Source organism: Actinophytocola sp. (genome assembly GCF_045807065.1).
Taxonomy (GTDB): domain Bacteria; phylum Actinomycetota; class Actinomycetes; order Mycobacteriales; family Pseudonocardiaceae; genus Actinophytocola.
This window is the reverse complement of the sequence record NZ_JBJMIE010000038.1, coordinates 1-24854: the sequence shown is the minus strand read 5'-3', so window position 1 is coordinate 24854 and position 24854 is coordinate 1. Positions and strand designations below refer to the sequence as shown.

At 71.6% G+C, this 24854-nt stretch carries 22 protein-coding genes; 14 read left to right on the top strand and 8 right to left on the bottom strand.

Annotation, left to right across the window (positions count from 1 at the left end):
* Both ACJ73U_RS02200 and ACJ73U_RS02195 read right to left on the bottom strand, forming a co-directional pair.
* The coding region (locus ACJ73U_RS02200; protein ID WP_407775788.1) for a glycosyl hydrolase family 95 catalytic domain-containing protein at positions 1–2481 on the bottom strand (2481 nt) is incomplete at its 3' end.
* Between the two features lie 312 nt (positions 2482–2793).
* Positions 2794–3840, bottom strand: a complete 1047-nt coding sequence (locus tag ACJ73U_RS02195; protein ID WP_407775787.1) for a hypothetical protein — start codon at positions 3838–3840, stop codon at positions 2794–2796.
* A gap of 55 nt (positions 3841–3895) precedes the next feature.
* On the opposite strand from ACJ73U_RS02195, the gene ACJ73U_RS02190 reads away from it, so the two are divergent.
* Positions 3896–4888: a DUF5937 family protein gene (locus ACJ73U_RS02190; protein WP_407775786.1), complete on the top strand. Its 993-nt coding sequence runs from the start codon at positions 3896–3898 to the stop codon at positions 4886–4888.
* Between the two features lie 37 nt (positions 4889–4925).
* Here the strand turns inward: ACJ73U_RS02190 and ACJ73U_RS02185 are convergent, their stop codons facing one another.
* Positions 4926–5798 (bottom strand): NAD(P)H-binding protein, encoded by an 873-nt coding sequence (locus tag ACJ73U_RS02185; RefSeq protein WP_407775785.1) that lies wholly within the window; start codon positions 5796–5798, stop codon positions 4926–4928.
* Between the two features lie 97 nt (positions 5799–5895).
* Between ACJ73U_RS02185 and ACJ73U_RS02180 the strand changes: the two genes are divergently transcribed.
* The 5 genes from ACJ73U_RS02180 (at position 5896) to ACJ73U_RS02160 (ending at position 11667) form a co-directional block, all read left to right on the top strand.
* The gene (locus tag ACJ73U_RS02180; protein ID WP_407775789.1) at positions 5896–6513 is read left to right on the top strand and encodes a TetR/AcrR family transcriptional regulator; all 618 of its coding nucleotides are present in this window, start codon (positions 5896–5898) and stop codon (positions 6511–6513) included.
* A gap of 11 nt (positions 6514–6524) precedes the next feature.
* The gene (locus ACJ73U_RS02175) at positions 6525–7679 is read left to right on the top strand and encodes a damage-control phosphatase ARMT1 family protein (protein ID WP_407775784.1); all 1155 of its coding nucleotides are present in this window, start codon (positions 6525–6527) and stop codon (positions 7677–7679) included.
* Between the two features lie 182 nt (positions 7680–7861).
* Entirely contained in the window at positions 7862–9175 is a 1314-nt protein-coding gene (locus ACJ73U_RS02170) for a family 1 glycosylhydrolase (protein ID WP_407775783.1), read from the top strand.
* 91 nt (positions 9176–9266) lie between these two features.
* Positions 9267–11087 (top strand): LamG-like jellyroll fold domain-containing protein, encoded by a 1821-nt coding sequence (locus tag ACJ73U_RS02165; protein WP_407775782.1) that lies wholly within the window; start codon positions 9267–9269, stop codon positions 11085–11087.
* A gap of 127 nt (positions 11088–11214) precedes the next feature.
* Positions 11215–11667 (top strand): GNAT family N-acetyltransferase, encoded by a 453-nt coding sequence (locus ACJ73U_RS02160; protein WP_407775781.1) that lies wholly within the window; start codon positions 11215–11217, stop codon positions 11665–11667.
* 43 nt (positions 11668–11710) lie between these two features.
* Here the strand turns inward: ACJ73U_RS02160 and ACJ73U_RS02155 are convergent, their stop codons facing one another.
* Together ACJ73U_RS02155 and ACJ73U_RS02150 are read right to left on the bottom strand one after the other, a co-directional pair.
* Positions 11711–12997, bottom strand: coding sequence for a PHB depolymerase family esterase (locus tag ACJ73U_RS02155; protein WP_407775780.1), 1287 nt, complete (start codon positions 12995–12997; stop codon positions 11711–11713).
* A gap of 419 nt (positions 12998–13416) precedes the next feature.
* Positions 13417–13926, bottom strand: coding sequence for a sigma-70 family RNA polymerase sigma factor (locus tag ACJ73U_RS02150; RefSeq protein ID WP_407775779.1), 510 nt, complete (start codon positions 13924–13926; stop codon positions 13417–13419).
* Between the two features lie 203 nt (positions 13927–14129).
* Between ACJ73U_RS02150 and ACJ73U_RS02145 the strand changes: the two genes are divergently transcribed.
* Entirely contained in the window at positions 14130–14429 is a 300-nt protein-coding gene (locus ACJ73U_RS02145) for a hypothetical protein (protein ID WP_407775778.1), read from the top strand.
* Here the strand turns inward: ACJ73U_RS02145 and ACJ73U_RS02140 are convergent.
* On the bottom strand, positions 14426–16390 hold the full coding sequence (locus ACJ73U_RS02140) for an Hsp70 family protein (protein WP_407775777.1): 1965 nt from the start codon (positions 16388–16390) through the stop codon (positions 14426–14428). The two genes, ACJ73U_RS02145 and ACJ73U_RS02140, sit on opposite strands and share 4 nt — an antisense overlap.
* A gap of 126 nt (positions 16391–16516) precedes the next feature.
* Here ACJ73U_RS02140 and ACJ73U_RS02135 point away from each other — a divergent pair, with 126 nt between their 5' ends.
* Together ACJ73U_RS02135 and ACJ73U_RS02130 are read left to right on the top strand one after the other, a co-directional pair.
* Positions 16517–17053 (top strand): histidine kinase, encoded by a 537-nt coding sequence (locus tag ACJ73U_RS02135; RefSeq protein WP_407775776.1) that lies wholly within the window; start codon positions 16517–16519, stop codon positions 17051–17053.
* Positions 17044–17700, top strand: a complete 657-nt coding sequence (locus tag ACJ73U_RS02130) for a response regulator transcription factor (protein WP_407775775.1) — start codon at positions 17044–17046, stop codon at positions 17698–17700. The genes ACJ73U_RS02135 and ACJ73U_RS02130 overlap by 10 nt, the downstream gene beginning before the upstream one ends.
* Before the next feature lie 4 nt (positions 17701–17704).
* Here the strand turns inward: ACJ73U_RS02130 and ACJ73U_RS02125 are convergent, their stop codons facing one another.
* Positions 17705–18628, bottom strand: a complete 924-nt coding sequence (locus tag ACJ73U_RS02125; protein ID WP_407775774.1) for a sensor histidine kinase — start codon at positions 18626–18628, stop codon at positions 17705–17707.
* 767 nt (positions 18629–19395) lie between these two features.
* Positions 19396–20445 (bottom strand): alcohol dehydrogenase catalytic domain-containing protein, encoded by a 1050-nt coding sequence (locus tag ACJ73U_RS02120; RefSeq protein WP_407775773.1) that lies wholly within the window; start codon positions 20443–20445, stop codon positions 19396–19398.
* Between the two features lie 658 nt (positions 20446–21103).
* Here ACJ73U_RS02120 and ACJ73U_RS02115 point away from each other — a divergent pair.
* The 5 genes from ACJ73U_RS02115 to ACJ73U_RS02095 all read left to right on the top strand — a co-directional run.
* Positions 21104–21619 (top strand): hypothetical protein, encoded by a 516-nt coding sequence (locus ACJ73U_RS02115; protein WP_407775772.1) that lies wholly within the window; start codon positions 21104–21106, stop codon positions 21617–21619.
* Between the two features lie 209 nt (positions 21620–21828).
* Positions 21829–22617 (top strand): HipA family kinase, encoded by a 789-nt coding sequence (locus ACJ73U_RS02110; protein ID WP_407775771.1) that lies wholly within the window; start codon positions 21829–21831, stop codon positions 22615–22617.
* Positions 22601–22972, top strand: coding sequence for a DUF3037 domain-containing protein (locus ACJ73U_RS02105; protein ID WP_407775770.1), 372 nt, complete (start codon positions 22601–22603; stop codon positions 22970–22972). Before ACJ73U_RS02110 ends, ACJ73U_RS02105 begins: the two co-directional genes overlap by 17 nt.
* Positions 22973–22982: 10 nt before the next feature.
* Positions 22983–23603, top strand: coding sequence for an L-threonylcarbamoyladenylate synthase (locus ACJ73U_RS02100; protein WP_407775769.1), 621 nt, complete (start codon positions 22983–22985; stop codon positions 23601–23603).
* A gap of 92 nt (positions 23604–23695) precedes the next feature.
* Positions 23696–24854, top strand: a 1159-nt coding sequence (locus tag ACJ73U_RS02095; RefSeq protein WP_407775768.1) for a helicase-related protein, incomplete at its 3' end; no start/stop codon positions are given.

The following is a 24854-nucleotide window of genomic DNA, read 5'->3' as shown; positions in this document are numbered from 1 at the left end:
GGGGGCGCTCACATACAGGCTGTTCGCCCGGGACCGGAGGCTGACCGTGCCGCTCGGCGCCGAGCCGCCGGCGAGCCCGATGCTCACCTGGTCCAAGCGCCGCGCCGCGGTCGCGGGAGTGCCCGTCAGGGCCGCGAACGGCTGGTTCAGCGTCGGCGCGCCGGAGCGCTCGACGAGGTACTTCTTCCCTTGCCGCGCGGGAACTGTGAGCGTGCCACTCGTCGTCGGCGCGACCACGACGGCGCCCGACTGCCCGTCCACGACCCGCACGCTCTGGCCCGGCCAGGGGCTGCGGACGCTCAGCTGCTGGTTCGCACCCGAGCTGATCGCGACCGTCGTCGCGGTCCCGCCCGACACCTGGACGTGCACGCGCGAGTTGTGCGGGATCGCGACCGTGCCCTCGCCGGTCCAGTCGGCGGGCCAGGCCGGGGCGATCCGCAGCAGGCCGTCGTAGGACTGCACGAGCGCCTCGGGCACGGTCGCGGCCAGCACGCCGATCTGCTCGATGTAGGGCTGGTTGGCGGGCTGCCTGGTGAAGCTCGCCATGCCGGACGGGTAGACCTGGAACGCGCGGACCGCGTTCAGCAGCGCGTTCCTCATGTCGGTGGGCAGCCCCAGCCGCGCCGCCTGCAGGGCGTCGTAGCTCCAGGTGTTGCTGTTGACGTACGGGCGCGAGGTGAACGTTCTCCTGCCGACCGCCGTCAGCGTGCTGTCGCCGACCAGCGAGTACGGCCACACGGCCTCGAGGCCGATGTTCTCGCTGTTGCGCCGCTGGGCGGTGGGCTGCGCGGACATGCCGATCATGGTGGTGCCGGCGGCGTCCGCGTCCGGACCGAGCACTTGCGTCTGCGTGGCGGTGTCGGTGCGGGGGAGCGGTGGGAGCTTCGGGATGGCCGCGTTGAGGCGGTTCACGAGGTCGCCGTCCACGCCGAGCGTCTGCGCGGCCTTCACGGCGACCGGCAGGAAAGCCTGCATCGCCGCGATGTCGGTCGTGGGATCGTTCACCCCCCACTGCGTCTCGTGCGCGTTGGAGAACGTGTGCAGCCTGCCGTCGGCGCCGGTCGTGGCGTGGGACAGCAGGAACTCGGCAGCACCGCCGATCAGGGGGTAGTTGGCCGTCAGGTTCGCGCGGTCGTCCGAGAACAGGTAGTGCTGCCAGACCCACAGCCCGATCTCCGCGCCGGTGGTCACGGTCAACGAGTTCCAGCTCGGCGCGATGGTCGAGTCGCACGACGCGTTGCTCTGCGCCTCACCGCCGGCGTAGTAGCCGTTGCCGTTGAAGCGCATCGTCTCCGGCACGCACAGGCCCTGCCGGTTCGGGAGGTGCGCGGTGGTCCACGCGCTGACAGCGCTCACATTGTCGCGGTAGAGCCGGAAGAGCGGGTCGTTGAGGTCCGGCACGCCCGCCGCGAGGTTCGCGGCCACCTGCATGCGGAGGTTCCAGAACCAGTAACCCGCCGGATACCAGTCCTGCCGGTCCTGTGAGAACGTGAACAGGTCGGCGACACCGGCCTGGGAGCCGGGCAGCTGGCCACGGCTCTGCGCCGCGCTGGCGTAGAGGAAGATCGTGCGCAGGTTCTCCACGTAGTCGCCGGACCCGTCCGCCGAGGTGATCTTGATGAGCCCGACGCGCTGCCAGTAGTCGTGCCACCACGCCAGATGCGCCTGCCGCACCTCGGTCTCCGGCCGGGTCTGCGCGTCGTCGAGTGCCGTGTTGGCGGTCGCGACGGGATCGCCGCCGGTCCACGACGGCGCCGCGACCACCACGCGGAACGACCCGTTCGTGTTGGGCTGGAAGCTGACCTGTGCCGTCGTGGCGTCCGGGGTGGACGCCGCGACGCTCCGGCCGCCCGCCGAGATCCCGGCCAGCGTGCCGAACGTGCGGCCGGACGCGCCGGTCGCCGCGTTGTCCGTCCAGGTCTCGGCGAGCACGGCGGTACCGCCCGCCGCGCGGGCCGTCGGCGCCCGGCCGCCCCACAGTGCCACCCGCGCGGTCTGGGTGCTGTTCGGATCGGCGCCGGTGACGTCGACGACCAGCTGCTGGGTGTCCGCGCGTACGTAGGTCGTCGCGGTCATGCCGCCACCGGACTGGCGGAACATCCCGTCGTACAGGTCGAGCCGGCCGCTGTAGTCCGCGGCCGAGGTCATCCTGGCCAGGCCGGGGATCACGACCTGCCCGGGGGACTTGCGGTCGGGGAAGGTGTCGGTGCGGTTGAGCTGTGCGGTGAAGCCGCCGGCCGCCCAGACGGCCGCGCCGAGCTGGCCGTTGCCGAGCGGCATCGACTCGGTCGCGGCCGCGTTGGGCCGCCCGAGGACGATGTCCGAGCGGTGTACGAGGTTCGGGGTGTCCACGACGAAGGCGCCGTTCTGCCACGCCGTCGTACCCGGCGCGGCGTGAGCGTTAACACCACCCGCGGCGGCCAGCCCCATGGCGAGGGCCACGCCCGCGAGCGTCGCGAAGGACAGTTGCCGACGAGTCATCGGATCTCCTTGGGACAGCCCTTGTCCTTGATCGATCCATGCAGGGGAAACGCGCAACCTTACGTCGGATCTTTACCGGAACCGGTTCCGGGTGTCAAGAAATTGCGATGTTCAGTGGGTCAGTTGCGCAGATTGGTCTAATCCGGGTAACGCCGCCCTGCCGCCACTGCCCACGGTCCCGTCGCTCCCGGCCGGCGACCGAAAACGCCATGACGGACGCCTTCCCCACTCCCAGTGAGAGGAAGGCGTCCGCCAGCACCGCGGCGTTCAGTGCCACGGCATTCAGCACCACGGCATCCAGTACCGCGGCGTTCAGCGAGCGGGTGTCGGAATGAGGTCCGCCGCCAGGTGCGCGGCCGCCAGCGCGTCGCCGTTCCCGGTTCGCTCGTAGGACTCGACGGCCGTGTCGGCGAACTTGAGCACGTGCTCGTCCTGGTGGTCGGCGGCGCGGTCCAGCAGCACGCCGGCCGGGTCGTCGGCCCGAGACGACGCGGTGGCCCGGGCAGGCGGGCCGGCGTAGGTGACGGTGACGGCGGCCGCCGCGGTCCAGGCCGCGGTGAGGCTCGGTCCCCACAGTTCCCTCGGCAGCACGGGAAGGCAGTGCAGGACCGCGTTCGGCGCGGTCGCCGTGTGCACGAGCAGCACCGGCGAGTCCCGGCCCACGCGCAGGTATCGGACGGTCGCGGCGTCGACGAGCGCGGCGAGCACGGCCGGCACGCCGTCGGGGTCGGCCGGCACGTCCAGCGACGCGACCGCGCCCGGCCACGCGGGCAACGCGCCCAGCCGGGTGAGGCGGTGTGCGATGAACCCCGTCCGGTCGGGCAGTGTGGGCAGCGCGTCGAGCGCGGCGGCGGGGGAGAGGGTCCCGCGCCCGCTGCCGCCGGGCAGGGGGCGGGCTCGGGCGGCCCAGAACGCGAGCCCGTTGGCCAACTCGTCGAGCGCATGCTCCCCGGTCGTCGCGGTCAGCGTGCGCACGGCGTGGCCGACGCGGATCACGCCGTGCGTCGAGCCGGCGGCGATGCCCGGGAGCAGCCGCGGCCACCAGGTGGCCAGCGCCTCCCGCCAGGGCCGGGCGCGGACCTCGGCGCGGAAGAACGCGGTCCAGTCGGCGATCCGCCTGGCGTCACCGAGTGCCGCACGCCAGTCTGTGATCCGCGCCGTCGGCACCGGCAGCTCGGTCAGGCGCGTGACGTACCGGTCCAGCCACGCGTCCAGGCGGACGTCGAGCCCACGCCGGACCACGACCTCGGCCGCCATCGGGCCGTGGTTGGTGAGCCCGTGGTCGCCGTCCTCGTCGCCGCCGAACTCGGGTCCGGCGTCGTGCAGCCGCGCGTAGGCCTCGAGCAGATTGTTATGCATGGCAGCGACTCTGGCAGCGGCACGGCCTCCCGACCGACGATTAGGCTGGGAGCTAATGATCGAGCTGGCGTTCACACCGGAGGACTACCGGCGGATCCGGTTCGCGTTCTCACCCGTCGCGGAGACCGTCGCGAGCCTGCGCACGCTGTCGCTCGACCAGTCCGGTGGGCTGCACGGCCCGTGGCTCGCGACCGTCCGGCGGCGGCTCGACGGCGTGGACCTCGAGTTGCTGACCTCCCTGGTCCGGCCGACCGGCTACGTGCCGGATTTCCTCGTGCCCACCCCAGCCGGCCGCACGACGACGATCGAGTCGAGCCTCGAGCAGGTGGCCGCCGCGGCAACCGACGTCGTCGCCGCCGAACTGGCGCACCTCGCCCAGCATCGGGTCGCGCAGCAGGGCCCCGGCCGCGCCCGGCGCGCCGCGCTGATGCGGGACCTGCTCGCCGACCCGGAACGCGCGATGACGCGGATCGTGTCCGAACTGGAGCGGTACTGGCACGCGGCGGTGGCACCGCACTGGCCCCGCGTGCACGCGTTGCTGCAGGCCGACCTCGCCCACCGGCTGGACGAGCTGGCGACCGGCGGGGTCACGCGGCTGTTCCGCACGCTGCACCCGTCGGTGGCGATGCGCGGCGACCTGCTGACGATCGTGAAATACTACGAGGGCCGCGCCCAGCTGCGGGGTCGAGGGCTGCTGCTGGTGCCGTGCGCGTTCGTGTGGCCGGACGTGCAGGTGAGCACGGCGGACCCGCTGCCGAGCCTGAAGTACTCGCCACGCGGGTTGGGCAGGCTGTGGGAGTCGGCACCGGGCACGGCCGAGCCGCCACTGGCGGCGGTGATCGGCCGCACCAGGGCCATGATCCTGGCACTGCTGGAACTGCCGATGTCGACGACACAGCTGGCCGCACAGCTGGACCTGAGCGCGCCGACGCTGAACGTGCACCTGAGATCCCTGCGTGCGGCGGGAATCCTGACCACCCGCCGCGACGGCCGCGCGGTCCTCTACCACCGCACCCCGCTGGGCGACCAACTGCTGGCGGGGAGCTGACCGTTCGACCCGCCCGCGCACCCGTCGGCGACCGCCTCTACCGCGGCGGCTGGACGGCTTGGCGTACCGCCTCCCCGGCCGGCGTGGCGGGGCGGTGCAGCAGGCGGGTGAGGTCCGCACTGGGTGTGGCGGTCCAGCCGGCGCGGAACGCGGCGTAGATCGCGATCAGCTCGTCCAGAACGGCTTCCGGGAACCCGTTCGCGAGGGAGTGCCGCCGGAACTCCTGCTCGGACACGGACCGGTACGCGATGTCGGTGCCGGCCAGTGTGGACGCGAGCGCGGCGAGGTCGTGCCAGGTGATGGCGTCCGGGCCGGTCAGCTCGAGAACCGCGCCGTCATGACCGCTTTCGACCAGGGCGTTGGCGGTCGCCTCGGCGAGCTCGCCGGTGGCGGCGGGAGCGGTGCGGGCGGTGCCGGCGGGGGCGGTCAGCACCCCGGTGCCGAGCGCGGTGCGCACGTCGCGGGCCACGACGTCGGCCAGCCCGTAGGTCAGCCGGAGGACGGAGAAGGCCATGCCCGAGCCGGACAGCAGCTTCTCCGTCTGCCGGTAGTCGGCGGCCGAGTCGTGCGGGTACGCCTCCAGATCGGGCCAGCTGGTGAACACGATCCGACGCACGCGCGCCTGCTCGGCGGCGCGGACGGCCGTGGCCTGCTGCCGCGCGCGGGCCTGTGGGGCGGTCCCGTAGTTGGTCGCGTTCAGCAGCACCGTGTCGGCGCCGGCGAACGCCTGGCCGAGGCTGGCGGCATCGTCGAAGTCGCCCCGCCGGACCGGGACGCCGCGGCGTTCCCATTCGCCTGCTCGCGCCGGGTCCCGAACGCTGGCGACCAGGTCGCCTGCCGGCTGGGTGTGCAGGAGGTGCTCCAGCACCTGGCGCCCGAAGCGGCCGTTGGCGCCGGTCACGACGATCATCATAGTCTCCTCGCTGAGCTGTCCGACAGAAGCGGGGCGAGCGCCCCGGTTCAAGATACGGGGCGAGCGCCCCGGTTACAAGGATTGGATCGTGGTCATGCCCGACTCGGTGCCGCCATCCGGCAGAGCCGTCCGGCGCCCGCGGGCCGACGCACTGCGCAACCGGGAGCGTGTCCTCGCCGTCGCCAGGGACGCGTTCGCCACGGATGGCCCGTCGATCAGCCTGGACGAGATCGCGCGGCGGGCCGGCCTGGGCGCGGGGACGGTGCACCGGCACTTCCCGACCAAGCAGGAGCTGCTGGCCGCGGTCATCGCCGAGCGGCTGGCCGGCCTCGCCGAGGATGCGCGTCGCCGCGCCGAGGCGCGGGACGCGGGCCAGGCGTTCTTCGACTTCTTCCGCCAGCTCGTCGACAGCGCGCGCGACCACCTCGCCCTCACCGCGGCGTTCACCACCGCCGACGACGTCGCCGACTCCGTCCGGGACGCCGGTGGGCACCTCGCCGAGGCACTGCGGGTGCTGCTGGAGCGAGCTCAGCGCCTGGGCGCCGTGCGCACGGACGTCGGGATCGGCGAACTCCACGCGATCATCGCGGGCACGCTCGTCATGGAGCAGCGGCTACCGACACCGGCCGCCCGCGGTCGGGGTGTCGCCGTGGTACTCGACGGGCTGCGCCCGCAGCCGGACGCGAACAGGGCGCGCCACGCGGACCACTGACATACTCGGGCGTGCCCAATCCTGTGCTGACCAGCCCGCCGGGTTCGTTCCCCCACAGTGTCCTGCACGACCGGCACCCGAAGCTGATCGCCAAGGTCCGCGACGGGCTGCCGTACTCGCCCGACCGCCTGCGGGCGCTCGACGAGCTGGCCGAGGAGATCACCGGCGCCGTCCGCCCGCTGCCGCCGGACGCCCACGATCACGACGTCTGGGCGCAGTGGGGCCGCGACTACCTCGGCGAGTCCTGGTACGACGTGCCGTTCCTGTGGGCCGAGAGCTTCTTCTACCGCAAGCTGCTCGAGGCGGTCGGCTACTTCCGGCCGGGGCCGTGGCGCGGCGTCGACCCGTTCGAGCCCGCGAAGTCCGCGGAGCTGCGCGGCCGGGAGCTGGCGGACGAGCTGGACACGCTCGGCGCGCGGCCCGACCCGGACGCGCTGCTGACCGCGTCGTTGTGGGGCAACCAGGCCGACCTGGGGTTCCAGCTACAGGTGCGGGGCGGCCGGGCGAGCGCGCTGGTGGTCGACGACAGCGCGGCGATGTGGCCGCTGCTGACCGGCCTCGTGTGCGTCGTCGCCGACAACTCGGGTCGGGAGCTGGTGCCCGACCTGCTGCTGGCCGACCACCTGCTGACCACCGGCCGCGCCGAGGAGATCCTGTTGCACGTCAAGGCATACCCGTACTTCACCTCCGACGCGACGATGGCCGACGTGCTGGCGGCCCTGCGCCGCCTACGCGGTGGTCCGACCGAGGCGGCGGGGGAACGGCTGTGGCAGGCGGTCCGGTCCGGCGCCGTGGCGGTGCGTGCGCACCCGTTCTCGGTGGCGCCCTGGACCTACCACGAGATGCCGGCGGACCTGGCGGAGGACTTCGCGACCGCGACGGTCACCGTCATGAAGGGGGATCTGAACTACCGCCGTCTAGTCGGCGACCAGGCGTGGCCGGCCGACACCGCGTTCGAGACGGTCACGGAGTACTTCCCCGGCCCGGTGGTCGCGGTCCGCACTCTCAAGTCCGACGTCGTGGTGGGCGTGCCCGCGGACGTGCTGACACGGTTGGAGTCGAGCGGCGAGCCGTGGCGCACCAACGGCTCGCACGCCCTGATCCAGGTCTCGGGCGGTCCCGCCGGACCAGCTGGACCAACCTCTTCCAACCCTTCGCCCGGCTGACCCCCGACCGCACCGCCATCGGTGACGGCCTCGGCATGGGACTGCCGATCGTCGCCGCGCACGGCGCTCAGGTCGAGGCCAGTACGCGCCCCGAGGGCGGTCTCACGGTGACCGGCCGACTACTGGCCAACGTACCTACTCCCGAGTAGCATCAGGCCTCGCCGTCTCCGCCGGGAGGACCCATGCGCCGCAGCACAGTTCTCGGAGCCGTTCTCGCCGTACTCGCCGGCATGATCGCCTCGGTCGGGGCGTCGCCGGCCCGGGCCGTGCCGGACGAGTTCCTGTGGGGGGTGGCGACGTCGGGGTACCAGTCGGAGGGCTCGGCGCCGGACAGCAACTGGCGGCGCTACGAGCAGGCGCACACGTCGTCGATCAAGGACCCGTACGTCGACGCGGTGGACTTCCGGCACCGCTACGCCGAGGACATCGCGAACGCGAAGGCCATGGGCGTCAAGGTGTTCCGGTTCGGCGTGGAGTGGGCGCGGATCGAGCCCCGCAAGGGCGTGCTGGACCAGGCGGAGCTCGCGTACTACGACGATGTGGTCGCGCACATCGTGGCGGCCGGCATGCGGCCCATGATCACTCTGGACCACTGGGTGTACCCGGGCTGGGTGGTCGACCAGGGCGGCTGGGACTCCGCCGCCACCGTCGACGACTGGCTGGCCAACGCGCGCCGCGTGGTCGACCGGTACAAGGGCAAGGGCGCCATCTGGATCACCGTCAACGAGGCGACGACCTACGTGCAGAACGAGATCGGCAACGGCGGGCTCCAGGCGTGGCAGGCGCCGTGGATGCTGTCCCGGCTGGTCACCGTGCACCGGCGGGCCTACGACCTGATCCACCAGCTGGACCCGGGTGCCATGGTGTCCAGCACGGCGGCCTACCTGCCGGCCGGCGCGCAGGTCGCGATGGACGCGAGCTTCATCGACCACGTCGCGGACAAGCTGGACTTCATGGGCCTGGACTACTACTACGGCGCCAGCCTGGACAACCTCTCGGCCATCCACGGCGCGAGCGGCGAGTTCTGGAAGATCGACCCCCAACCGGACGGCATCTACTACGCGATGCGGTACTACGCGCGGAAGTTCCCGGCACTGCCGGTCTACGTGGTGGAGAACGGCATGCCGACCGACAACGGCCTCCCGCGCCCCGACGGCTACACGCGGTCGGACCACCTGCGCGACCACGTCTACTGGCTCCAGCGCGCGAAGGCCGACGGCATCGACGTGATCGGCTACAACTACTGGAGCATCACCGACAACTACGAGTGGGGCAGCTACCGGCCGCGCTTCGGACTGTACACAGTGGACGCCCTGACCGACCCGGCGCTGACCCGCCACCCCACCGACGCGGTCGCCACGTACCGGTCCCTGATCGGCGCCCATGGCGTGCCGCCCGGCTACACACCGGTCAAGCCGCCGGCGTTCTGCTCGCTCGTGTCGCTGGACAGCTGCGTGTCCCCGGCCGCCTACCCGGGCCCGCTGGCGCCGCTCTGACCGCTGGCCGCACTCCGAGTTCGGCTGACCGACGAGCGCGGTTCCGCTGGCCGTCACCGGCTCGCCAGCGGGTCGGCCAAGGCTGTCGCACGTGGACAACGTCTCGCGTCGAAACCTGCTGTGGGCCGCGGCCAGCGCGCCGCTCGCCGCCGTCGTCTCCGGGACCGTGGTCGCCGGGGTCGTGCCCGCGACCGCCGAACCGGGCGGCCGCCCCGACGTCCGGTCCGGCCGCTTCACCGTCGCGGTGCTGCCGGACACCCAGTACCTGCTCGACGAGGGTGGTTCGGACCACGAGCCGGTGCGGGAGACGCTGCGCTACCTCGCGAAGTCCGGCGTCGTGTTCATGGCCCACCTCGGCGACGTCACCGAGCACGGCACCGAGACCGAGATGCGCGCGGCCGACCGGGTCATGGTGCCGACCATGCCCTACAGCGTCCTGGCCGGGAACCACGACATCGACTCCGGCAGCGACGACCAGCGCGGCGACTCCCAGTACCTGCGCACGTTCGGGCCCCGGCGGTTCACCCGCGTGCCCACCTACCGCGGCTCGTCACCCGGCGGCTACAACAGCTTCCACGTCTTCACCGCGGGCGGGCGGGAGTGGCTGCAGCTCGCCATGGACTGGCGGGTGTCCGACACCGGGCTCCGGTGGGCCCAGCGCGTTGTGCACGATCACCCGCACCTGCCCGCGATCCTGACGACCCACGACCTGGCCTGGGCGGACGACGCCGGGCACGCCACGCTGTCCGAGCACGGGCAGCGCCTCTGGGACGGCCTGATCCGCGGCAACGACCAGTTCTTCCTGGCGATGGGCGGGCACTACTGGCCGCCGGGGCGGGTGACGCTGCGCAACGACTTCGGCCACGACGTTCACGTTCACATCACGAACTACCAGGACCGCTACTACGGCGGCGCCGGCATGGTGCGGCTGTACGGGTTCGACCTGGCCCGCGACGTGATCGACGTGCAGACGCTGTCGCCGTGGCTGCTGGCCAAGCGGACGCGCACCCCGCTCGAGGCCGAGACCGTCGAGCTGACCGGCGACGTCGACCGGTTCAGCATCGCGATCGACTTCCGTGAGCGGTTCGCGGGGTTCGCCCCGCCCGAGCTGCCCGCCCCGCGTCCGCCGCGTGCGGTGATGCCGCGTGGCACGGTCGCGTACTGGCGGTTCGACGCGGCCGGGTTCACGCCGGGGCAGGACGGTGCCCCGGTCGCCGCCGGCACGGTGGCCCGCGACCTGACCGGCAACGGCAACGATCTCACCGCCGAGCGCCTGCACGGCGGCCCGCCGGAGGTGCTCACCTGGTCGGCCGACCACCACGACGCGCAGCCCGCGCACGCGAGCCTCCGGTTCGACGGCGGCCAGCGCCCCGACCGCGGCGCGATCCTGCACACCGGTGTGAACGCGCCCATCAACAGCATGACGTTCGAGTCGGGCTACACGATCGAGACGTTCCTGAAGCTGCCGGCGCCCTTCGAGGGCGAGCACGCGTGGATGGGCATCCTGAGCTGGGAAGGCCGCGCCGGGGACGCCGGCAAGCACAGCGGCTGGTCCCCGGACGAGCCGACGTGCAGCCTGAACCTGTCGGGCGAGCGGTTCCTGCAGTTCGTCGTGTACCCGGTGCCCGGGGACGCCGACCCGACGTCGTGGAGCCACGCGCTGCCCGTCGGCCGCTGGACCCACGTCGCCGTCGTGAACGACGGCCACCACACGGTGATCCACGTGGACGGCTCGAAGATCACCCGCAACGCCGCGGAGGAGTCCCGGGGCATCTCGACCCTCGGCAAGCCGTTCGTCATCGGTGCAACCCAGTTCGCGGAGCAGTTCGGCCAGGGGTTCTACGGGTGGATTGGCGACACCCGCATCGTGTCCCGCGCACTGCGCCCCGACCAGTTCCTCACCGCGGTCTGACGGTTCGGGGATACCGGGGGCGCGGACCTCCGACTATCCTGGCGCCATGCCTGGTTGACGTTAGACATGGCCGCGTGCTCCGCCTTCCGTGCCGATCGGTGACACATTCGGCAACGGAGGGAAGAGCATGGAGATCAGGAGAATTCACGACGGCGAGGGTGACGCCGTCGGGCACCTGTGGGACCGCATGTGCCGGGAGGTCCCGGACAGCGGCCCGCTCACCGAGCGGGGCAGGCGGAACCTGTCGCGCATGCTGGACGTGTCCGCGTGGCACCGCGACGCGTTCTGCCTCGTGGCATGCGACGGTGACATCGTCGGCTTCGTCAACGGTTGGATGGACGTCGAGGACGGGCTGTTGCCCGGCCGGGCCGGGCGGATCGACTCGCTGTACGTCGTGCCGTCCTCGCGCGGCAAGGGGATCAGCAGCGCGCTGGCGGTGGCCGCCATCGAGTGGCTGCGGGAGCGCGACGCGCACACCATCCGCTACCTGTCCTGCGCGGGTGCCGAGGACGACCACCAGTTCTGGCGGTCGCTCGGCTTCGAGCCGGACATGGTGTGCCTGTCCAGCTACCTCGGATGAGTGAGAACCGGGGCCCGGCAGTGCCGGGCCCCGGTTGTCCGCGTCAGGACACCGTGCAGGCGGTTCCGTTGAGCGCGAACGACGACGGCTCAGCGGTGTTGCCGGTGTGGTTGGCCTGGAAGCCGAAGCTCACCGAGCTGTTCGCGTTGATCGTCGTGTTGTAGGACGCGGGCGTCGCCGTGACCTGGCCGCTGACCGGCGAGTACGAGGCGCCCCAACTGGACGTGATGGTCTGCCCGCTCGGCAGCGCGAACTGGAGCGTCCAGCCGTTGACCGCGCTCGTCGTGCCGTTGGTGACCTTGATGGTCGCGGTCAGTCCGGTGTTCCACGCGCTCACGGTGTACTCCACGGCGCACGCCCCACCCGAGGGCGGCGGGTTCGTCGGCGGCGGGTCGGTCGGCGGGGGAGTGCTCGTGTTCAGGCCGAAGAACGCGATCGCCATCGCCGCCTGACCGGCGAGCGGCAGGCTGTGCCCGACACCGTTGACGCTGATCGCCTCGACCGGGGCCGTCGTGCCGGTGCCGCCGTAGCGCGTCCTGGTCCAGCCGGACTGCGGGGTGTCGGTGGACGACGGGGTCTGGCTCACGCCGAGCACGTTCGTCCACTGCTTGATCTCCTCACCGAAGTTCGGGTAGTGCAGTGTCGTGTCCGCCGTGCCGTGCCAGAGCTGCATGCGGGGCCGCGGACCCGAGTACCCGGGGTCCATCGCGCGGGCCGCGTCGCCCCACTGCTGCGCCGTCTTGACGACGTTCCCGTTGGCGCAGTCGCTGTTCCACGTGTTCGGCGGCGTGGTCGCGAAGCACGTGGCCGGCACGCCCATGAACGCCGCGCCCGCCTTGAACACGTCCGGGTAGTCGCCGAGCAGGACGTTGGTCATCATCGCGCCGGACGACGCGCCGGTCACGAAGATCCGGTTCGAGTCGGCGTTGTACCGCTGCTGCACGTAGCTGACCATCGAGCGGATGCCGACGGGATCGCTGCCCCCGTTGCGGTGCAACGCCTCGTTCGTGTACACGTCGAAGCACTGCCCGCTGCGGGTCGCCGACGGGTAGATCACGATGAACTTGTACTGGTCGGCCAGCCGCGCGAACTCCGTGCCGCTGTAGAACGCGGGCCCGGTGCCGGTGCAGTAGTGCACGGCGACCAGGACGGCGGGGTTCGCCGGCACGCCGTCCGGCACGTACAGGTGCATGCGCAGCCCGCTGGGGTTCGTGCCGAAGTTGGTGATCTCCACCAGCGAGGCGGCCGACGCGGGTGCCGACTGCCCCACGAGCAGCCCGGCGCCCAGCAGGGCCGCGCCGAGCCAGCTGAGGATTCGTCTTCTGATCATCGCGAGAATCTCCTCGTTGAGATCTCAGGAATGTCCAATTTCCGAGAATTTCCGATAATTCCGGAACCAATGTTCTCCGGAAAAAGAGTAGCACGCTGGTCCGCGCATTCTGGAGCGCTCACGCGGACCGGAAGTTTCGCTGTGGCACGCCATCGGCGCCCCCGATGCCGGAGCGACGAGAACAGGTGCACCTCACCAGCGGGGTCGCGACAGACTACTCGGTGGCGAGGAGGTTCGTTTTCTGATTACCTGGAAGGGTAAGTAGTGGCGAGAAAAGGGGGATCTCATGGTGGCCTTCGGGCGCGAGTTCGGTTGACGATCAGTCGCACGACCCCGGCGCACGCCGGTACTCAGGGTGGAACGAACCTGGCCGAGCCCACCAGCACGTGGTGGGCTCGGTCTTTTCTTCTCGACGCGTGTCAGGCGGCTTCGAGCCGCCGCTGGGGCAGGACGCAGCGCAGCGTGTTGAGCGCGTGGTGGACCCGGCTCTTCACGGTGCCGACGGGCACGCCGAGCACGGACGCCGCCGATCTCGCGGTGCGGTCGGCGAAGTAGACCTCCACCAGCGTGGTGCGGTGTTCCGTGGACAGGTTGTCCAGCACGGCGTCGACGACCACCCGGGTCTCCACCTCGTCGCTCGGCGCGGGGATCACGGGCGTGCCGGGCACGTCCAGCTCCGGCAGCTCGACCTCGGTCGGCCGGGCGCGGCGGCCGCGGTGCTGGTCGATCGCGATGTTGTGCGCCACCCGCATGAGCCACCCGCGCACCGACCCGCGGTCCTCGGTCAGCCGGTCGACGTGCCGCCAGGCCCGCAACCAGGTCTCCTGCACGACGTCCTCGGCGGCGTGGCGGTCCCCGCCGGTCAGCCGGGTCGCGTAGGCGAGTAGAGCGGGGCCGTGTGCCTCGACGACGTTGTCCATGGTGGCCATCTGCTTTCCTCCCCGGTTCCGGTTGGGAACGCACCTGTTCCGTTGGGAACGAGCCTGGTCGCTGTGGCCACCGAAATCGCTGGGTCTATCCCTCCGACCCGGGGGGTTGTCCCGCTTCACCGGGTAGGGCTATCCCCAGCCGTGAACCGTTCACCCGGTGGGAGCCGTGTCCCGGGCAGAGGGGGTGGTGGAACGGAGGGGCTATGCCGGACGTGTGGGCGGTCGCGGCGCTGCGGGACGGGCTGATCTCGCTCGGCGACGTGTGGCGCCGCCGGGGCACGCTCCCGTGCGCCGGCCTGACGGTGACGTCCACCCCAGACGGCGCGGTGATCCACCGGGACGGCCAACCCGCGCCCGTGGTGAAGCCGCTACCCGGCACCCGCGGCCGGACACTCCACATCGGACCCGGCGTCGCACTGAGGGAGGTCGGCGCGTTCGTGGGATCACTGCCGGCGGACCTCCGCCCGGCGTGCTACACCGTCGCTCCCGGGGTCACGCCCTAACTCAGGTCGGTGCACGGGATGGCGTCCGGCACGGCCGACTCCCAACGGATGTCGGAGAACGTCGCGTCGAAGGCGCCCCCGGTGTAGACCAGGAAAGGCGTGTTGACCATGGCGGCGTTGAGGCCGTGCGCGGTGAAGCAGGTCAGCGGGATCTTCACCGTGGTCCTGGTCTCCGGGTGCATGTCGCGGAACAGCTTCGTCGCCTCGACCTCGGAGGCGCACGGGTAGATGCAGTGCACCGCGACCGTCGTGCGGTCGGCCGGCGGCTGGTGCACCACGACGTCGAACACGAGCGCGCCGCCCGAGTTCACATAGGACGTCAGGTCCCGCGCGTCGGCGACGTTCTGCAGGTAGATCTGCCCGGGTGAGCCGCCGGTCCACTTCACCCGCAGGCCACCGTTGCCGTCCGGGGCCGCCGAGATCGGCTTCTGCCGCGCGCCCTCGTCACCGAAGTCCACTCCGGACCAGTTCTCCGTGGAGGCGATCAGGCTGTGGAACGGCGGCACGGGCCCGCTGTCGTAGACCCACAGCGTCGGCGGCTTGGGCTGCCCCGGTATGACCGGCGCGGTCGGCTCGGTCCTCGTCGAGGTCGTCGCGCTCCCGCCCGCGGGCGGCACGACCGACGGGCCCGGCGTCGCGACCGTGGAGGTGGTCGTGTCGGTGGTGACGGTCGAGCCGGCGCTGGCCGTGCGCACCGGGTCGCTGCCGGCGGTCAGCACCATCGCCGTCACGGCCGCGACGAGCGCGACCACCGCCGCGGCGGCGACCGGCACGAGCCACCTCCGCCGCCGGCCACGGAGCACCCCGGCGGGCAGCGACGCCACGGGTGGTGTCTGCCGGGGGATGCCCATCGGCGGTGAGACGGGTGCCAGCTGCCGCGTGGTCTCCTGGGACGGCGCGGGCCGGGCCAGGCTGGCCGCGGCGCCCAGGGCCACGGTGAACTTGGGGTGCAGTGCCGCCCGCACGGGCTTGCCGAACTCCTCGTGCACGAACTGCTGCACGAGCGGGATGCGGGACGAGCCACCGGCCAGCAGGATCGCGGACAGGTCCTCGGGTCTCAGCCCGGCGGAGGCGATCGTCCTGCGCAGCCCGTCGGTCGTCAGCCGCACCGACGGCCGGATCATGTCGTTCAGCTGCAGCCGCGTGATCAGCAGCTGGCGCGGCCCGGACGGCAGCGGCAGGGTCAGCTCGACGTCCGGCTCGGTCGACAGCTCCTCCTTGGCCCGCACGCACAATGTCCGGATCTCGGCCAGCGCAGCGGCCTGCGCCGGGTCGGTCCGGTCGAGCGCGCTGACCGCGCCGTCGAGCCGGTCGTCGACGTGTGCCAGCAGCGTCTCGTCGAAGTCGATGCCGCCGAGGTGCTCGATGCCCTCCGGGGTGCCGAGGATCTCCATGCCGCCCGACCGCATCCGCAGGATGGTGGTGTCGAACGTGCCGCCGCCGAGGTCGTACACCGCGACGACCTCGCCGTCGCCCAGCGTGCGTTCCGCGGAGTAGTGGGTCGCGGCCGCCTCCGGCTCGGTGATCAGGTGGCTCCCCGGCAGGTCCGCCAGGCGCGGCACCTCGGCGAAGTGCTCCCGCCGGTACGGCCCCCAGATGGCGGGGCAGGTCAGCACGACCGAGGACGGCGGCTCGCCCAGCACGCGGGTGACCTGGGCGAGGACGTCCCGGAGCTGCGCGGCCATCAGTGCGGCCGGGGAGTAGGCCGCACCGCCGAGCACCAGCGGCGTCGGGTCGCCGAGGCGCCGCTTGAACCCGCGCGCCACCCGGCCGGGCTCGGTGCCGGCCCGCACCGCCCGCTCGGCCGCCGCACCGGTCAGCAGTGTGCCGTCGGGCGCCGCGTAGACCACCGAGGGAACGACCACGTCGGGTGACAGCGGCACCATCCGTGCTCCGCCAGGGCCGTGCGCCGCCACCGAGGTGAACGAGGTCCCGAGATCGATGCCCACTCCGTACGGCATATGTGCGACTCCCCGCGTCCGGTCGGCGACAGCCGGTAGGAATCCTAAAGGGGGGTGGGGATGTCCCTACCTCCCGGTGGGGTACACACCCTTGCTGATGCCCGTTCGGGCAAGGAGGCTGGTGCGGTGGGTGGAGTCGTGCGTGGGTCGTCGCGGTCGGGTACGTGGTTGTGCGCGCCCGACCGCGACGTCGCGCGGCTGCGGTGCGACATGGAACGCTTCCTGCACGACGGCGCGGCCGCCGACATGTCCGCGCTGGCGCTGGAACTAGGCTTGATCTCCATGGCGGTCGACGACCCTGACACCGAGGCCCGGCTGGACGCCGCGCTGGGCACGCTGCGCCGCGCCATCGACGACCTCCGCGGGCTCGGTTCCACCCTGTACCCGCCGGTCCTGGTCAGCGCCGGGCTGGAGCCGGCGCTGCGCTCGGTCGCCGAGCGGCGTGACCTGCGGCTGCGGCTGGACCTGCCGCGCCGCGAACTGGGTTCCGAGGCCCGTTCCCGCACAGGCCTGCTGGTCGCCGACCACCTGCACACCCTGTGCCCGGGCAGTGCCGTGCGGGTGCGCGTGCGAGGGAGGCGGTTCGTGCGGGTGCACATCACCGATCTGCAACCGGGCTGGGACACACCACGTCACCACCGGGCGGTGCTGCGATGCGCGTAGCCATCGCCGAGGACGGCGCCCTGTTCCGCGAGGGCCTGGTCCTGCTGTTGGGGGCCGCCGGCCACGAGGTGGTCGGCACCGTCGCGGACGGCGACGCCCTGCTGAAGATCGTCGTCACCGAGCCGGTGGACGTCGCCATCCTCGACATCCGCATGCCGCCCGAGCCGGACGGCGGGCTGACCACGGCGGAACGGATCCGCGCACTGCGTCCCGAGACCGGCCTGCTGCTGCTGTCGCACTACGCGGAGACGCACTACCTGATGCGCGTGCTGGAGATCGGCGCCGAGCGCATCGGGTACCGGCTGAAGGAACGCATCGCCGGTGTGCAGGTGCTGGCCGACACCCTGGACCGCATCGCCGCGGGCGAGATCGTCATCGAGCCGGTACTGGCCAAGCGGCTCGTGCAGGCCCCGGCCGACAGCCCGCTGGCCGCACTCTCCGAACGCGAGCTGGACGTGCTCCGCCTGATGGCCGAGGGCCGCACGAACAACGCGATCGCCCAGGAGCTGTTCGTGTCGCCGAAGGCCGTGGAGAAGCACTCGGCCGCGATCTTCGCCAAGCTCGACCTGCCCGGCGACCAGACCGTGCACCACCGCCGCGTGCTGGCCGTCCTTGCCTACCTGCGCGCCCAGAAGATCGACGGGTGAGCGTTCACAACGGGACGACGCCGCGGACCGTGGTGCCCTGGCCGGGTGCGGAGACGACCTCGGCGGTGCCGCCGACATCCGCCGCGCGGGTGGTCAGGTTGCGCAGGCCCGAGCTGGGCGTCACGACGAACCCCGGGCCGTCGTCGGTGACCTCGAACTCCAGGCCGCGGTAGCTGTCCCGGGCGGACACCGTGATCCGCGCCCCGCGCGCGTGCTTGTGCGCGTTGTTCACGGCCTCCATGCACACGAAGTACACCGCCGTCTCGACCACCGACGGGTACCGGCGCCGCAGCCCCCCGATGTCGAGGGTGACGTCCGCGTGGCTGGCCAACTCCGCCTTCAGCGCCGCCGCGAGACCGCCGTTGACCAGTGCGACCGGCAGCACGCCGCCGGCCGTGTCGACCAGTACCCGCTCGGCGGTGTCCAGCCGCTTGAGCAGGTCGTCCACGCCCCGGCCCGTGTGCTCGACGAGCGCGAGGCGCATCCGCAGCGCGACGAGGTGGTGCTGCGCGCCGTCGTGCAGGTCGCGCTCCAGGCCGCGCCGCTCCTGCTCCATCTCCGCGGCGGCCCGCCAGCGGTCGTCCACCAGTTCCCGCGCGGCCGCGTCGCCCTCGCGGCGCAGCCGGTCGGTCTCCGTGGTCAGCCGGATCACCGCCAGCGGCAGGCCGAGCACCGCGGCGACGGCCGGCAGCGGCCCGACCGCCTCGGGCGTGACCGCGAGGACGCCCTGCGGCTCGCCGCCGTAGGTGACCACCTGCTCGAGCCAGGGTCCGCCGTCGCCCCACTGGTAGCGCTCACCCGCGACGACCAGCGCACATCCGGTGGCCCCCGCCGCGGTGCCGATCGTCGACGCCAGCACCCGCGGGTCCGGCTCGGCGCCGAGGCACGCCGCGACCGCCTCGATGACCCGCCGCTCCCGTGCCCGCACCGGACGAACGGTAACACCCATCCGGGTAAAACCGTCATTCGCGCCCTCGTGACAAAATGGCCGCGCTTTTCCGCTGACGCCGGTGACAGTTCCCGCGTGCGCCGTTCAAAACGGCGCAGGGCTTGGTTACCGTCGAGTAGTGGTATTTCGGCAATACCTCGTGAATCAGGAGGGAAAACAGCGACGGGTCCACGCGGGGCTTCACCGAGTCGCGGGTCGCGATCTCGTGGCTTCGGCCCGCCCCGACCAGCTGCTCGCCGCGCTCGGCTACCTGACCGACATCGAGCAGTGTGCGCGACCCCTGGAACGCGCCAGCTCGGCGTGCCGGGCCACGTGATGGGCGGCGCCGCGGCGCGGCGGCGGCCGGCAAGAGGCCGTCCCTGCGGGCCGTTCCGCTCGCTGGCGGGGCAGCCCACCAAGAACTGTCGACGAACGGTGTGGTTCGCGTTTTCCAGTGCGACCAGGAATGGGGTGCCGGGACCGATGAATCAGTGGTGACAGGAATTCGGAGCTGCTGCGCGGTTCACAAAACCTCGCGTGGACGCCTGGGCATTGGGCTCCGGCGGGAAATCGCACCTTCGTTGCCCGTGCAAATCGTTTGTCCAGATTGTCCTTTCCTGGCCAGACTGATGGGGGGCAAAGTCGTCAGACCGGTGAGTGATACGGACTGTAATCCGTACGCTTCGCTGAGTGACCACGGTTTTGCGGTCAGTCCACCAAAACTGTCCGTTGATGACAATTGCGGCGCGGAAACTCCGCGGTAATGGCTATGTGGCCGCACCGTGATCCGCGCCGAGGGCGACCACGGTCATGCCGGCATCTGCCGGTGGGTGGTCCATGGCGGCGAGCGCGGCCGGCGCGTCGTCGAGCCCGATCACCTTGCCCACCAACAGCTCCGGCCGCAGCGTCCCGTCGGCGATCATGGCCAGCAGTGGCGGGTACCCGGCCGCCGCCAGGCCGTGCGTGCCGTGGATCGCCAGCTCGTGTGCCACGACCACGTCCATCGGCAGCGGGGTCGGGCCGGCCAGCAGCAGGCCGGCCTGCACGTGCCGGCCCCGGCGGCGCAGGCAGCGCACCGACGCCGCCGCGGTCCGCGGCGAGCCCAGCGCGTCGATCGACACCGTGGCGCCCCCGCCGGTCAGCTCGCGGATCGTGGCCGCCGTGTCGGCGGTGGCCGCCACGACGTGCTCGGCGCCCAACGCGCGCGCCCGGTCCAGCGCCACGGCCGCGATGTCCACCGCGACCACGCGTGCGCCCAGTGCCACCCCGATCATGACCGCCGACAGGCCCACCCCGCCGCAGCCGTGCACGGCCAGCCAGTCCCCGGTGCCCACCCGGCCGTGGGCGGTCACCGCGCGGAACGCCGTGGCGAAGCGGCAGCCGAGTGACGCGGCCGTCACGAAGTCCACCGAGTCGGGCAATGCCACCAGGTTCGTGTCCGCCGCGTGGATCGCCACGCGCTCGGCGAACGAGCCCGGGCCGGTGAAACCGGGCTGTGTCTGGCGTGGGCAGACCTGCGCGTCGCCGGCGAGGCAGTACGCGCAGGTGCCGCACCCGCACACGAACGGCACGGTCACGCGGTCCCCGGGCCGCCACAGCGTCACGTCCGCGCCGACCTCGGCCACCACGCCGGCCCACTCGTGCCCGGGCACGTGCGGCAGCGGCACCGGATCATGCCCGCGCCAGGCGTGCCAGTCCGACCGGCACACGCCGGTCGCCCGGACCTCGAGCACCGCGCCGCCCGGTGGGCAGGCGGGCGCCGGCACCTCGGTCACCGCCGGCACGGCCCCGTAGTCGTCGTACACCACGGCCTTCATCGCTCAGCCCTCCCGCCGGCGACTATAGGGGCGGGCCCGCTCGCGCTCACCAGCCTCGTGACGGTCATCGTCGGCGGTCCGCCGTCGCTCGGCGTGCCGTCGGCTGTTGCCGGCGCGCCGTTCGGCGAGCGGAAGGTGACACCGCCTCGGCTCCCCGCGGACCGCCAACGGCCCCCCGCACCCCTCCGATCCGGCCGCGGCCGGTGTTCCCACGGGCCGATGAGGCCCGAATTCCCCGGGTGACAGCAAATGCCGACGATTGCCCCTGAATACCCGGGACAATTGTCGTTCTCACTTGGCGTTCGCACGCTTGCCGGGCATTTGTCAATACATTGAGACGCGTCATACCTGTCTAACTGGCCACAACGCAAACCTTTACGGGACACGATTTTGTTGCTGTTCTGCACGTGCAGACGGCGCGTGCAGCACCCATGCTTGCCTGCTGGCAAACAATCGACTTGCGATTTCATGACCACCACAGTTGCAATGGCAACTTCTCGCCAACAAATCGGCGTCACATCTCCCGTTATTTCTCCGCAACCCCCAAACTCTGTGACGGCACCGCGCACGGACAGGGATGGCTGGCCAGGCTCGCCCGCCGGTCCGACGGGCGAGCAACGTGCCCAAGGAGAGGAATGCCCACGGAGAGGAACGCACCATGTTGACCAAACCTCCCACCGCAATCCCTTTCGAGTCGATCGATCCGGTGCTCACCCCGCAGGGGCATCGGATCCGCCCACTGGTCGACGGACGTCCGGAAGGCAACGCGCCAGAGATCGACATCTGCGCCGGCGGCCTGGACGTGCCGCCGGGTTTCATCGCCAACGCGCACTGGCACCCGGAGACGGATGTCATCGTCATGGTCTACGCCTGTGGCGAGGAGGGCGCGCTCACACTGTTCGGCGACAACCTCGAGTACGAGGCCGTGCAGCACAGAGGTGATCTGCTGCCGATCCAGAAGGGCTGGAACCACACCGTCGTGAACCTGAGCCTCACGACGCCCATCCGCGCGTACGAGTTCCGGGCCAACAACACCGTCGTGGTCGACAACCCGCTGCTGCCGCACCTGCAACCCGTCGCCGTGCGCCGCGGCCGCGAGTACCTGGTCGACCTGCACGGCGAGGAGGTCCTCGAGCGGTACGACGAGGCCAGACGGATCGCACAGCGGATGTGACGGGCGCCGCCTCCCCGCGACAGTTTGGGGGCGTCATGTCTTCCCACTGAGCACGACCCGGTCGGGTCGGCGGGATCGGTCACGCGACCGGTCTCGTCCGGCCCGGGCTCGCCGCGGTAGCCGGCGGCGAGCGGAAACCCACCCTCGACCCGGCGGGTGAGTCCGAACACGCCCGGTGCCGACGACGCGTGACCTGTCATGATTCGCCCGTGGATCAACGCAGCCTGCGGACCGTGGCGGCCACCCGCTACGTGACGCCGTTCCGGGAGGGAGGCTCCCTGCCCGGACTCGTCGAGGCGAACGACCTCGGCATGTACGTCCTGAAGTTCCGGGGCGCCGGCCAGGGCCTCAAGGCGCTGACCGCCGAGATCATCGTCGGCGAGCTGGCGCGTCGGCTCGGCTTCCGCGTGCCCGAGATCGTGCTGGTCGGCCTGGACCCGGAGCTGTCCCGCGCCGAGCCGGACGAGGAGATCCAGGACCTGCTGCGTGCCAGTGCCGGGGTCAACCTCGGCATCGACTACCTCCCCGGGTCGTTCGACTTCAACCCCCGCGTGCGCGACCCCGGCCCCGACCTCGCCGCGCGGCTGCTGTGGTTCGACACGCTCGTGCTCAACGTCGACCGCAGCTGGCGCAACCCGAACATGCTGCTGTGGCACCGCCAGGCCTGGCTGATCGACCACGGCGCGTCGCTGATCTTCCACCACCGCTGGGCGCCGGGCTGGACACCCGCGGCCAGCTACCGGTACGACGCCTCGGAGCACGTCATGATGGCGGCGAATCCGGCGTCGGTCACCGAGGTGGACGCCGAGCTGCGGCCGCGGCTCACGCCGGCGCTGGTCGACGAGGTCCTGGCGCTCGTACCCGACGACTGGCTGGACCCGGCGTTCGGGTCACCCGAACAGGTGCGCGCGGCCTACGCGGCATACTTCACCGCACGCCTGGCCGACGCGCCGAACTGGGTGGCAGCTCTGGAGGAGACCCGTGCCGCACGTGTTTGAGTACGCCCTCGTGCGTGCCGTGCCACGCCCGGAGCGCGGTGAGTTCATGAACGTGGGCGCCATCGTCTACTGCGCGTCGCTGCGCTTCCTGCGCTGCGCGAGCGACGTCGACGCCGACCGGCTGCGCGCGCTGGACCCGGCGCTGGACGTCGAGGTGCTCGCCGACGCGTTGCGGTCGATGTACCAGGCGTGCGAGGGCACGGGACCGATGGCGCGCAGCTCGGTCGGGCAGCGCTTCCGGTGGCTCACCGCGCCACGCAGCACGATCCTGCAGACCTCGCCGGCACACGCCGGTCTGACCGACGACCCGGAGGCCGAGCTGACCCGCCTCATGACCACGCAGGTGAGGATCTAGGCTCGCCGGGGTGGCGAAGTACTTCGACGTGCACCCGGAGAACCCGCAGCGCCGGTCCATCGGCCAGGTGGTCGACCTGGTGCGGTCCGGCGGCCTGATCGCGTACCCGACCGACTCGTGCTTCGCGCTCGGGTGCCTGCTCGGCAACAAGGACGGCCTGGACCGCATCCGCGCCATCCGCCAGCTCGACGACCGGCACCACTTCACGCTCGTGTGCCACGACTTCGCCCAGCTGGGGCAGTTCGTCTACCTGACGAACACGGTCTTCCGCGCGGTCAAGTCCGCGACCCCGGGCCCGTACACGTTCATCCTGCCGGCGACCAAGGAGGTGCCGCGCCGGCTCATGCACCCCAGGAAGCGAACCGTCGGCGTGCGCATCCCCGACCACGTGGTCACCCAGCCCAACCACGCCGAGCGGGGCGAGCCGCTGGTGTCGACCACACTGCTGATGCCGGGCGAGGACGAGCCCATGACCCAGGGCTGGGAGATCAAGGAGATGCTCGACCACGCCGTGGACGCGGTGATCGACTCCGGCGACTGCGGCACCGAACCCACCACGGTGATCGACTTCTCCGACGACGAGATGGAGGTCGTCCGCGAGGGCGCGGGTGACCTCACCCGCTTCGAGTAGCGTGCGCACGACCAGAGCGCACACGCTCTGTGCCCGCTCTCGCCGGGCGGGGAAATAACTGGTTCGTGCACGCCGTTAGGCTCGATGTTGCGATGACTACACCCGCCAGCCTGCGTGCCCGCCTCCCCGAACTGACGCTCCGTGACGAGCGTCGGTTGAGTCGTCGCCTCGACGGCCTGGGCAAGCTCAGGAATGCCGAGGTCAGGCAGGCGCGCGTCGACGAGATCGCGGCGGACGTCGAGAAGGCCGCACGCCGCGTGGCCGCGCGCGCCGCCGCCGTCCCGAAGATCACCTACCCGGACGAGCTGCCGATCAGCCAGCGCCGCGACGAGATCGCGAAGGCCGTCGCCGAGCACCAGGTCGTGATCGTCGCGGGGGAGACCGGCTCCGGCAAGACGACGCAGCTGCCGAAGATCTGCCTCGAGCTGGGGCGTGGCGTGCGGGGGATGATCGGCCACACGCAGCCCCGCCGGATCGCCGCGCGCACGGTCGCGGAGCGGATCTCCGACGAGCTGGACGTCAGGCTGGGCGACGCCGTCGGGTGGAAGGTCCGCTTCACCGACGACGTCAGCGACCGCACCTACGTCAAGCTCATGACCGACGGCATCCTGCTCGCCGAGCTGCAGTCGGACCGGCTGCTGCACCAGTACGACACGCTGATCATCGACGAGGCGCACGAGCGCAGCCTCAACATCGACTTCATCCTCGGCTACCTCAAGCGCCTGCTGCCGCGCCGCCCCGACCTCAAGGTGATCATCACCTCGGCGACAATCGACCCCGAGCGGTTCTCCCGGCACTTCGACGACGCGCCAATTGTCGAGGTGTCGGGTCGCACGTACCCGGTGGAGGTCCGGTACCGCCCGATCGTGGACCCCGACGACCCGGACGCCGATCCGGACCGTGACCAGACGCAGGCCATCCTCGACGCGGTCGACGAGCTGTCCGCCGAGGGCCCCGGCGACGTCCTCGTGTTCCTCTCCGGCGAGCGGGAGATCCGCGACACCGCGGACGCGCTGATAAAGAAGAACCTCCGGTCGACGGAGGTGCTGCCGCTCTACGCCCGGCTCTCGCACGCCGAGCAGCACCGCGTCTTCCAGCGGCACACCGGCCGGCGGATCGTGCTGGCCACGAACGTGGCCGAGACGTCGCTGACGGTGCCGGGCATCAAGTACGTCATCGATCCCGGCACCGCCCGCATCTCCCGCTACAGCCGCCGGACCAAGGTGCAGCGGCTGCCGATCGAGCCGATCT

Excerpts from the sequence above, each read along its gene's own strand:
- ACJ73U_RS02195 (WP_407775787.1), bottom strand. The coding sequence starts at position 3,840 with ATGCATAACAATCTGCTCGAGGCCTACGCGCGGCTGCACGACGCCGGA.
- ACJ73U_RS02190 (WP_407775786.1), top strand. The coding sequence starts at position 3,896 with ATGATCGAGCTGGCGTTCACACCGGAGGACTACCGGCGGATCCGGTTC.
- ACJ73U_RS02185 (WP_407775785.1), bottom strand. The coding sequence starts at position 5,798 with ATGATCGTCGTGACCGGCGCCAACGGCCGCTTCGGGCGCCAGGTGCTG.
- ACJ73U_RS02180 (WP_407775789.1), top strand. The coding sequence starts at position 5,896 with ATGCCCGACTCGGTGCCGCCATCCGGCAGAGCCGTCCGGCGCCCGCGG.
- ACJ73U_RS02170 (WP_407775783.1), top strand. The coding sequence starts at position 7,862 with ATGCGCCGCAGCACAGTTCTCGGAGCCGTTCTCGCCGTACTCGCCGGC.
- ACJ73U_RS02160 (WP_407775781.1), top strand. The coding sequence starts at position 11,215 with ATGGAGATCAGGAGAATTCACGACGGCGAGGGTGACGCCGTCGGGCAC.
- ACJ73U_RS02155 (WP_407775780.1), bottom strand. The coding sequence starts at position 12,997 with ATGATCAGAAGACGAATCCTCAGCTGGCTCGGCGCGGCCCTGCTGGGC.
- ACJ73U_RS02150 (WP_407775779.1), bottom strand. The coding sequence starts at position 13,926 with ATGGCCACCATGGACAACGTCGTCGAGGCACACGGCCCCGCTCTACTC.
- ACJ73U_RS02145 (WP_407775778.1), top strand. The coding sequence starts at position 14,130 with ATGCCGGACGTGTGGGCGGTCGCGGCGCTGCGGGACGGGCTGATCTCG.
- ACJ73U_RS02140 (WP_407775777.1), bottom strand. The coding sequence starts at position 16,390 with ATGCCGTACGGAGTGGGCATCGATCTCGGGACCTCGTTCACCTCGGTG.
- ACJ73U_RS02130 (WP_407775775.1), top strand. The coding sequence starts at position 17,044 with ATGCGCGTAGCCATCGCCGAGGACGGCGCCCTGTTCCGCGAGGGCCTG.
- ACJ73U_RS02120 (WP_407775773.1), bottom strand. The coding sequence starts at position 20,445 with ATGAAGGCCGTGGTGTACGACGACTACGGGGCCGTGCCGGCGGTGACC.
- ACJ73U_RS02115 (WP_407775772.1), top strand. The coding sequence starts at position 21,104 with ATGTTGACCAAACCTCCCACCGCAATCCCTTTCGAGTCGATCGATCCG.